The organism is Treponema sp., assembly GCF_045657965.1.
Taxonomy (GTDB): domain Bacteria; phylum Spirochaetota; class Spirochaetia; order Treponematales; family Treponemataceae; genus Treponema_D.
Map to the genome: position 1 here is coordinate 1 of NZ_JAZOUG010000217.1, position 9,370 is coordinate 9,370.

At 38.6% G+C, this 9,370-nt stretch carries 8 protein-coding genes; 3 read left to right on the top strand and 5 right to left on the bottom strand.

What is annotated here, in order from left to right; all coding sequences use genetic code 11:
- Positions 1–48: 48 nt before the first annotated feature.
- From ACKI5B_RS07990 to ACKI5B_RS08000, 3 genes are all read left to right on the top strand, one after another.
- Positions 49–1,623: a glycoside hydrolase family 5 protein gene (locus ACKI5B_RS07990; RefSeq protein WP_407427554.1), complete on the top strand. Its 1,575-nt coding sequence runs from the start codon at positions 49–51 to the stop codon at positions 1,621–1,623.
- 70 nt (positions 1,624–1,693) lie between these two features.
- Complete coding sequence (hisS, locus tag ACKI5B_RS07995; RefSeq protein WP_407427556.1) at positions 1,694–2,995, top strand: histidine--tRNA ligase; 1,302 nt, start codon at positions 1,694–1,696, stop codon at positions 2,993–2,995.
- Positions 2,996–3,070: 75 nt separating this feature from the next.
- Positions 3,071–4,594, top strand: a complete 1,524-nt coding sequence (locus ACKI5B_RS08000) for a methyl-accepting chemotaxis protein (RefSeq protein ID WP_407427558.1) — start codon at positions 3,071–3,073, stop codon at positions 4,592–4,594.
- Here ACKI5B_RS08000 and ACKI5B_RS08005 read toward each other — a convergent pair.
- The 5 genes from ACKI5B_RS08005 to ACKI5B_RS08025 all read right to left on the bottom strand — a co-directional run bounded on the left by ACKI5B_RS08005 (position 4,586) and on the right by ACKI5B_RS08025 (position 9,287).
- The gene (locus tag ACKI5B_RS08005) at positions 4,586–4,951 is read right to left on the bottom strand and encodes a hypothetical protein (RefSeq protein ID WP_407427560.1); all 366 of its coding nucleotides are present in this window, start codon (positions 4,949–4,951) and stop codon (positions 4,586–4,588) included. The two genes, ACKI5B_RS08000 and ACKI5B_RS08005, sit on opposite strands and share 9 nt — an antisense overlap.
- Positions 4,948–5,355 carry a (deoxy)nucleoside triphosphate pyrophosphohydrolase gene (locus ACKI5B_RS08010; protein WP_407427562.1) on the bottom strand — a complete coding sequence of 136 codons (408 nt, stop codon included), beginning with the start codon at positions 5,353–5,355 and terminating at the stop codon, positions 4,948–4,950. The genes ACKI5B_RS08005 and ACKI5B_RS08010 overlap by 4 nt, the downstream gene beginning before the upstream one ends.
- A gap of 61 nt (positions 5,356–5,416) precedes the next feature.
- Complete coding sequence (locus ACKI5B_RS08015) at positions 5,417–7,651, bottom strand: N-acetylmuramoyl-L-alanine amidase (protein ID WP_407427564.1); 2,235 nt, start codon at positions 7,649–7,651, stop codon at positions 5,417–5,419.
- 71 nt (positions 7,652–7,722) lie between these two features.
- Positions 7,723–8,382 (bottom strand): HAD family hydrolase, encoded by a 660-nt coding sequence (locus ACKI5B_RS08020; RefSeq protein ID WP_407427566.1) that lies wholly within the window; start codon positions 8,380–8,382, stop codon positions 7,723–7,725.
- A 116-nt stretch (positions 8,383–8,498) separates the two neighbouring features.
- A complete protein-coding gene (locus ACKI5B_RS08025) occupies positions 8,499–9,287 on the bottom strand; it encodes an outer membrane lipoprotein-sorting protein (protein ID WP_407427568.1) in 789 nt (262 codons plus the stop codon).
- Positions 9,288–9,370 lie beyond the last annotated feature (83 nt).

The following is a 9,370-nucleotide window of genomic DNA, read 5'->3' on the forward strand; positions in this document are numbered from 1 at the left end:
CAGATCATGTACCTGTAATGATTTGTGTAGAAACGGGAGAATAAAAAAATGAAATCAAAAAAAACTAATTTTTGTTTATTATTTATTTTCTGTATCATTTCAGCTATTTTCAGCTGTACTTCAGAATCGTCATCTAAAACAGACGAATCACAGAATTTTCAGAACAGCGAAACAAAAACAGACGACAATTCTCAGGTCACAGATAATTCAACATCAACAGTAATCTGGAGCGGGGCTCAGGATTTTAATGACAGCGGCTGGGCTATAAACATTCAGATTTCTGCAGATAAATTTGCTTCATTTACTGAAGGAAACTGCATTCAGATTGAATGGTACGCTTCATCTACTGCAACTTCTTACAAAAAACTCCAGCTTGATTCTATGGGCTCTTCCTGGACAGAACTTACAGGCGGAAGTTATTCCGGAGGGCATACAGAAAGCGGAGAAAACAGCGCAGGGGTCGTTCCTGATTCAAGTCCGCTCACCTACACTGTCACTTCTTCAAATGCAGCTTCTCTCAAAGAAAACGGTTTCGCTCTTATGGGATATGGTGTTGTCGTAACAAAAATTGTTTTGGTTTCTGGCGACTCTTCTTCAAGTTCAACTGACGGCACAACACAAACAGCAGACTCCTCAAACACAGGCAGTGATTCAACAACATCTGATGTCACAACAAAGGTTGAACCAACCAGCGTAACTGGCACTCCTTATGCAAACCACGGAAAACTGCATGTAACAGGCGCATATCTTTATGACGTGCACAATCAAAAATATCAGCTTTACGGAATGAGCACTCACGGCCTCAATTTCGGAGATGATTTTTCAAGATACGTGAACGAAGATGCTTTTAAAACGCTTGTCGATGACTGGAACACAAACTGCATACGGCTCGTTCTTTATCCGAAAGATTATAACGGATACTGTAACGGAGGCGACCAGGCGAATCTCAGGCAAATCGTCAAAAACGGAATCGAGTACGCAGCTAATGCCGGAATGTACGTCCTTGTTGACTGGCATGTTCATCAGTATAATCCGAACGATACAAAAGATGAGGCAAAAACCTTCCTTGCAGAAATCGCAGAAGAATACGCAAATTACGGTAATGTTCTCTATGAAATCTGTAATGAGCCGACAGGTTCAGAATGGGATTCAGTACTGAAGCCATACGCCGAAGAAGTAATTCCTGTTATAAGGCAGTACGCAAGCGATGCAGTTATTATTGTAGGAACAAACACCTGGAGTCAGGACATTGAAGGACCGCTCGCAAATCCGCTGTCATTCAGCAATGTGATGTACACTTTCCATTTCTATGCAAACAGTCACACAGATTCTTACAGAACAAGAGTTGAAAACGCAGTCAATGCAGGTCTTCCGGTTTTTATCACAGAATTCGGAACCTGTGATGCAAGCGGAAACGGAGGCTTCAACGAATCAGAAAGCCAGAAATGGTTTGATTTATGCAAAAAATACAGCATAAGCCATTTAAACTGGAGTTTAAGCAACAAAGGCGAAACAGCCAGTGCAATTCTCTCATCATGCAGCAAAACAAGCGGCTGGAGTGATGATGAACTTACTGAAAGCGGAAAGCTGGTGAAAAATCATTTTGCCACGCTGGAAAGATAAAACCACAGATTACACAAATCTGTGTTAATCTGTGGATAAATTCCATTTTTTTTGATAAACTTTGCACATTATGGCAGAACTTATTCAACCAAGAGTCCTTAAGGGATTCAGAGACATTTTACCTTCATCAGAAATTGTACGAACTGACTTACAGGAAAAAATTACGCGCGTTTACCGCTCTTTTGGATTTGTTCCAATTGATACACCTGTTCTTGAATATTCAGAAATTTTGCTCCGTAAATCAAACGGCGAAACAGAAAAACAGGTTTTCCGCTTTTTAGACAACGGAAAGCGTGACGTTGCACTTCGTTTTGACCTTACCGTTCCTTTTGCACGCTTTACTGCAGAACACGAAAGTGAGCTTTACTTTCCTTTCAAACGCTATCACATTGCAAAAGTATGGCGCGGAGAAAAACCTCAGGCCGGCCGATACCGCGAATTCGTTCAGTGCGACATCGACACAGTAGGAAGCGATTCTGCTGCAAGTGACTTTGAAATTCTTTCAATAATGAAGGCAGCTCTTGCTGAAATCGGTGTTACGGATATTACGATTCACGTAAATCACAGGGGAATTTTTAACCGTTTTCTTAGCAAACTGGGCGTTTCAGAAAAATCTGAAGACATTCTGCGCTCTGTAGACAAACTTGCAAAGGTCGGAAAAGAAGAAGTCCAGAAAGAGCTTATTGAATACACAGGTTCAGAAGAAAAAGCCGGTGAAATTCTCAAATACATAGCAGGTGCGGGTGATTTTGAAAGCACGCTCAAAATGATTGAAGAGATGAGCGGCGGAGAAAGCGAAGACTCTCTTCGTATGAAAGAAATCTACGAAATGATGAAGGCAGCCGGAATCGAATCCACTTATGTTTTAGATCCGAGCATTACGCGCGGTCTTGACTATTACACAGGCGTTGTTTACGAAACATTCTTAAACGAACTTCCTTCAATCGGTTCTGTCTGCTCTGGCGGCCGCTACGACAATCTTGCAGGTTTGTACACAAAAACAAAGCTTCCTGGAGTCGGAGCCTCAATCGGCCTTGACCGGCTTATCGCAGGTCTTGAACAGCTTGGCAAAATCGAAACCAAGGGAAGCTACCTCGACGCTGAAATTTTCTGCATGGACAAAAATCTTGTCGTTCTTTACCAGAAAGTTGCGGCAGAATTGCGGGCAAAAGGCGTAAAAGTCGAAGTTTTCCCGGAAGCTAAAAAAATGAACCAGCAGTATGCCGTAACTGATGCGAAAAAAATCAAGTGGGGAATCTTAATCGGTTCAAACGAAGCAGAAAAAGGTGTTATTACGCTCAAAAATCTTCAGACCCGCGAGCAGTTTGCAGAAATCAGCGTGGAAGAAGCTGTCAGTATAATCAACAGATAGAAAATTTCAGTTTGCTTTATGACAATTTCAAGTATATAATATGAGATAAGCGTTTAAACATGAAGGAGAAGGATAATGACTGCTTTTAGATTTTTTGTTCCTTTAATTTTCATATCGACATATCTCGGAATATTTTTTCTCAGGATTTTTCACTTCGGTTTTATTTATGAACGACCTGGTGCAATTATATTTGAGTGCATTCCGACGATTTCGATATCTTTCTTCTTAATTTTAGGCTGCGTTATCGCAGAAAAACCGATTCTTTCAAGATTCGAAAAAGTCATAAGTAAAGGCAAAAAAGATAAAAACTCAATCACACAGGAAGATATTGCAACGGCAAAGTCTTCCTATAAAAAATTCGACATTGCTATCGCTATAGGCGAGGCTATCGGCTTTTTGCTTGGGGCAGGCTCAACTTCAATCATCGAATCCGCAAAAGGAATTGTTCCATTTGACCCAATCATTTTTATTATCATCGAGCTTCAAAGTGTCGGAACCGGCTTTCTGTGCTACACTCTCGTAGTTTTCCTTACAAAAAAAATTTTCATGGCAAATAAAATGCGTGAAATTGGAATCGAAGTAAGCAACAATCTTTCTAAGAATCTTACTGTTGCCGTAGGAACCTGCGTTTACATTTCTCTTATGAATATGGTTACAGTACCTATTAATCTCATTAAAAATCCAGGAGAAAACAGTTTTTCCAAATTTTTAGTTTATGCATTAATAGGTTCTATAGTTACAGCCGGTGTATGCTTTTGTGTCTACAATCTTATCATCAAAAAAATTCAGCGTACAGAAAGGGAAACCAGCACAAAGCTTCTTAAAGAAACTTCAACACTCGCAACAGCAACAAAAGAATCTGCAGAAACAAGTCAGAATCAGAGTGCTGCTGTAAAACAGATTGTAGCCACTATGCAGGACTCAACAATTCTCGTTTCAAGCATAAGCGAAAAAATTCAGCATGTAACAAGCCTTGCAGAAAAATCCCGTCAGGCAGTAATGAGCGGCCAAGAAGCACTTCAAAACAATGTAAATGAACTTCTCAATATTAAAAATACAAACAATCTTACCATCGAAGGTATCAAAGAATTAAACAAAAAGATTTCCAGTATCTGGGATATTGTGTCAATCATCAATGTAGTTGCCGACCAGACAAAAATCATCGCATTCAATGCAGAGCTCGAAGCTTCCAGTTCCGGTGAAGCCGGAAAGAACTTCCACATTGTAGCAACAGAAATCCGCCGCCTTTCAGACAATATCATCGACAGCATTAAAGAAATCAAGGAACGGATTACAGAAATACAGAAAGCCAGCGACACACTTATTCTGGACAGTGAAAAAGGCACTCAGCAGATTGACTCCGGTTATGAATGTGCACAGAGTCTTGAAACAGGCTTTGAAAGTATCATGCAGTCTTCCAACAGTACGGCTGACAGTTCGCATGAAATTCTTGAATATGTCGGACAGTTCAAAAGCTCAAGCGAACAGATTTTTATTACATTAAAGCAGATTGCAGACGGAATCAAAAGCCTTTCAGACTTCAATGCAAATATTTCTTCTTCTTCAGAAAATGTCCGGCAGATTGCAGGCCTACTTTAATTCAGAGCGGGCTTTATCGGCTTTAAGTCTGTTTGAATAAACACGTACAGTGCCTGAAGGAACCCAGCCTTCTTCAAGCGCGTACCATTTTTCTTTTTTTTCTTCCTTTTCGCCTTTATCGACAATAATCGTACAGTTTCCTTTGATTTCGTAAATTTCGCCTTTGCGGAACGAAGCAATGGTTTCATACTCATATCCGGCCTGTTTACGGCAGGCAACATACGGGTCAGAAATTAAAGCCCATTCAATTCGTGGAGAAAGCTCTTCCGGAGCAAGACTCTGCATTTCAATCTGTCCATTATTTTTAGTGCAGGAAAACAGTAAAGCACACAAAACAGGTAAAATTAATTTTTTCATTTTTTTGATGCCACCCATTTTACGACATCAGGATAAATCAGCATATCAGAATCAACAAAATTAAGTGTCGGAATTTCTGCAGGAAGCGCCCATTTGTACTCTGTATGCTCTGTAAGAGAATATTTTTGAGCAATTCCATCGTGAGGAACTTTTATTTCGTATGCATGAAGCGCTACCTGTTTTTCGTTATGAATAAAAAAAGTTTCGGCAATTTTTTCGCCTACAGAAACCTTTACGCCGAACTCTTCTTCAAATTCGCGTACGATTGCTTTTTCGTCAGATTCACCTTCTTCAACTTTTCCGCCCGGAAATTCCCAGCGGTTTCCCATCTGACCTGTAGGATTTCTGTGTGCTATTAAGATTTTTTCGCCGTCAAAGGCAATGCATGCAATAGAAGTTTTCATAAAGTCCTCGTTTTTTACAATCCACAGATTAGCACAGATTAGCGCAGATGTACACTGTTTTTTATTTAAAGAACAGTTCAATGCCTTCAAGAAGAGCTTTTGCACGTTTTTCAAGTTCATTTGTGTCTGTATCAGTACATTGATTTCCAAGCTCGATATCTACAGTTGGAATTGTGCTGAAAGAAGTCTGCGTAAGATCAACTTCAATTGAACCGCCGTTATAAATATTCAGACCATTGTTTTCCAGAGCTCTGATAAGACATTTTCCTAATTTTTCACTTTTCTTCCAGTGTTTTTTTACGCCAGAAAGATTTTTAATTTCTTCAGGAATAGAACAGTAAAAACAGCCTTTATCAGTTTTTTGGGAGTCAGAATCATAATGAAGTGCAATATGAATTGATGCATTATTATTTGCAATAACAGTCCGCGCGATATTATCCAGCTGAACGTCATCACAATCCCGGATCATAAGTACATCATAACCTTCTTTTAAAAGCAAATCCTTAAAAAGACGTGCTGTCCTTAAATTCACTTCTGATTCAGTTTTTCCGTCATTAAAAACCATTCCGCCGGAAACAGCAATTGATTCAACAGCCCCTTTTGCATTAGTTCCGCCTGTTACTTTAGGAGATTTATCCGGATGAGAGTAAGTTTTTATTTTTGTTCCGCCTTTTGTTCCGTGCCCTGCATTTACTGCAACGACAATATTTTTAGGATTTTTTACATCTGATTTATAAAGATAAGAAAAACCTGAATTAATTTTTGAAAATTCTGCAAACTGCCATTTCTGATTAAAAAAAACGCGGTTATCATAAAATGAAGAATCGTTATATAAAAGTTTTGCTTTTGAAAGAAGTTCCAGCCAGGACTGGCCGGTTTTTCGTTTCATTTCAAGCGTATTTATGCTGACAGAATTAGCATCTACCTTAAGTTCATTAAAATAATATGAGCCGAGCGCACTTATTACATAATGATTTTCCCCTGATTTTCCTAAATACATAAAAACGTGCCCTGGAAATCCCATCAAAGTTCCCGGTTCCACAGAAGAAAGAAGAGAATTCTTTTTAGATACCGTTTTCTGCTCAAAACTCACAGTTTTTCCGCTCATAGCAAGCTGACTTCTGCTGTTTCTTGCAAAATTAAAACCGAAGCAGCGGAAAATACTCATAAGATATTCTGAGCAGTCCCGGCTTTCGGTCATTCCACCCCAGCCGTAATGTTTTCCTAATGTTTTAAAAGCCAGATTCAATGTATTTTCGGTTGTGTAAGATAAAAGCCCCTGAGTACAGCAGGAAACCGGAAGGCAGGCATAAGATTTTCCAAGCGTTCCGTCGGATTTTCTGTATGGAAGTTCAATTAAATAATTTGCATACGGAGTACGGTTGTGAAATTTTTTTTCACTATTCAGATTATTCCAGTCTGAAGTAAAAAGATATGTTCCCATAAAAACAGAAACTCCATTTTCAAAACCGGAATTTTCTTCAATCAGAATATTTCCGGCCGGTAAATTAAAACAGTCATCAGTAATTGTTACAAAATCCTTCTGATTTTTTGAAGCAAAATCAAAACGGCGCATAAATTCTTCGTCTGAGCAGAAAGCTATATCAGCTGAATGTATCCAGCCGGTACAGTAAGAAGATTTTACAAAAAGCCATTCTTTACTTTTGCTTTCCCACAAAACCAGAACCGGTTCATTCATTAAGATTCCCGAATTCTGTGCAATGTCATCATACCAGTATTCTTTATCATCGCTGTAAAATGTGTCATCAGGAACAAGGCGTAAATTTGAACGGCGTACACAAACAGCTTTTTTTACAGGATAATCCTTTTTTGCCAGTTCTTCATTTTTAGGTTTTCCGCCCATAAAATAATTAAGGGTTTCAAGACCTGAATGATTCATTTCTTCAAAAATTGCACGCCAGTTTTTTTGAGAAATGACTTTAATTTCTTCACCATTTTTAGAACTGACTTTTTTATACCAGACAGAATTTGAAGGATAGCGCTGTATGGAACTTCTGATTTCAAGGGCAGTCATTACAGAATCAAATTTTCTTAAATCAGAAACAATTGCAAAATCAGATTCCTTCGGATAACGCACACTTTCATTCATGCGGTTCCAGAGGGCAATTTCTTTCAGGCTCATTTTAACTTTACGCGGATTAATTGCTTTTTGAATCCAGTAATCTGCACAAAGCATTTCAGCATTTACATCCGGAGCAAGACGGACAGTTTCAGGAAAATCTGAATCAGAAACAGAAGAAAAATCTGAAGAAGCACATGAAAAAAAAATAAGCATTAAAAAAAATGCAGAAAGCAAGTGACTTATTTTTATGATACTGAATTTATGAATTATGACAGACATTGTATTTAATCTTTTTTGCACAGAAATTCTTTTACCTCTTTAAGATTTTTTAAAATCTGCCAGGTTTTCTCTTTCATTTCACTGTCAGCAGGAATTAAATCCGGGACCATAATGCATTTTACACCGGCTGAAAAAGATGAACGCACACCGTTCGGGCTGTCTTCAATTGATACACATTCTTCCGGTGAAAGATTAAGAGACTGAACTGCTTTTAAATAGATTTCGGGATCCGGCTTTGAATGAGTAACCATATCACCTGTAGTGATTGTTTCAAAATAATCAAAAATACCGGCTTCTTTTAGCTGAGGATGAACTTTTACCTGCCAGGTTGAACTTGCAACAGCCAGACGAAAGCCTGCTTTTTTAAGTGACTCAAGACATTCAGAAACAAAAGGCATTTTTTTTAAGCCTTCTTCATGCCAGACAACATCAAAAAGTTCTCCCGCCCTTTCGCGGAAAGAAGAAGCTGTATTTTCATCTGGAAGATAATTCTGCAAAAGGCGCGTAGTGTCAGCACGGCTTCTGCCAACGCAGTTCATAAAAATTTCATCAATATTGGAAAGATTATATTCTTCTGCTGCCCTTCTCCAGCAGATTTTACACAAAGATTCAGTATCTAAAAGAACGCCGTCCATATCAAACAAAACGGCTTTAATTTTTTCCATGAAGACATTATAACAAAAAAAAACCACTAATTACACTGATATTCACTAATTTTAGATTATAATTCGTGATAATTTGTGTAATTCGTGGTTTTAAATTATGCATTCAGCATTATGAATTACTTGCCAGTTGAAAGGAAGTCCTGAGTGAAGTAACGGTCAGGAAGCGGCTGGTCAACAGTGATGTTTACCATTTTGATTGTTGAAGAATGTCCTGTCTGAACGTTTGTCATAACGTTTTCCATCGGAACATTATAAACACGGCCGCCGTTTCCAGGCATTTTGTTGATAGACTTGATTTCGTTTACTTTAACAAGTTTACCTTTTTTGTCGTAAAGCTCGATGTAAGTTGGAATCCATGCATCTTTTGTGATGTAAGAAATGCGGTAAGAATACTGGCTTGATTTAGGATCTTTTGGAGTTGATTTTACAACATAAAGGTCTTTGAAGTTTCCTTTGTCTTCACTTTCTTTAAGAAGCTCATGTGTATCATCAGCAACTTCACGTGTACTCATATCGTCATAAGAAAAGTCAGTTCCTACGAATGATTTTGCACCATCTGAAGATGCTACACGGCGTGTATTTTTGAGAGAAGGAAGATAAATCCATTTATCATCGTCTTTTCCGTCATTTTCTTTCTGTAAGAAGCGGGTATCTTTGACTGAAGCAGGTGAAAGGAAAATCATTACTACATCAGAAAGATTGTTCTTGCATCGGCCGTATTCACCGACATTGCGGGTTTCTTCAACTTTGCCGTTCTTAGCAAGAATAAGCTGAACAGCTGCCTTTGTAAAATCAGGTTTCTGGCGGTCATAGACCTTTGTCATGATTTCAGTTCCGCCAATTGCAAAAGCTGAAGTTCCAACTGCAAGTACTGTCAAAGCAGCCAAAGTTTTTAAAAGTTTCATATATACCTCCTGGAAAGCGGCCCTATTTTATGTAAGAGCCTCACCCTTTATTCATTTTGGTTCAAATAATTAAACCGTTCAAC

What these genes read in the sequence shown, in the direction of transcription:
- ACKI5B_RS07990 (WP_407427554.1), top strand. Translation starts at nt 49, where the DNA reads ATGAAATCAAAAAAAACTAATTTTTGTTTATTATTTATTTTCTGTATC.
- hisS (WP_407427556.1), top strand. Translation starts at nt 1,694, where the DNA reads ATGGCAGAACTTATTCAACCAAGAGTCCTTAAGGGATTCAGAGACATT.
- ACKI5B_RS08020 (WP_407427566.1), bottom strand. Translation starts at nt 8,382, where the DNA reads ATGGAAAAAATTAAAGCCGTTTTGTTTGATATGGACGGCGTTCTTTTA.
- ACKI5B_RS08015 (WP_407427564.1), bottom strand. Translation starts at nt 7,651, where the DNA reads ATGCTTATTTTTTTTTCATGTGCTTCTTCAGATTTTTCTTCTGTTTCT.
- ACKI5B_RS08000 (WP_407427558.1), top strand. Translation starts at nt 3,071, where the DNA reads ATGACTGCTTTTAGATTTTTTGTTCCTTTAATTTTCATATCGACATAT.
- ACKI5B_RS08010 (WP_407427562.1), bottom strand. Translation starts at nt 5,355, where the DNA reads ATGAAAACTTCTATTGCATGCATTGCCTTTGACGGCGAAAAAATCTTA.
- ACKI5B_RS08005 (WP_407427560.1), bottom strand. Translation starts at nt 4,951, where the DNA reads ATGAAAAAATTAATTTTACCTGTTTTGTGTGCTTTACTGTTTTCCTGC.
- ACKI5B_RS08025 (WP_407427568.1), bottom strand. Translation starts at nt 9,287, where the DNA reads ATGAAACTTTTAAAAACTTTGGCTGCTTTGACAGTACTTGCAGTTGGA.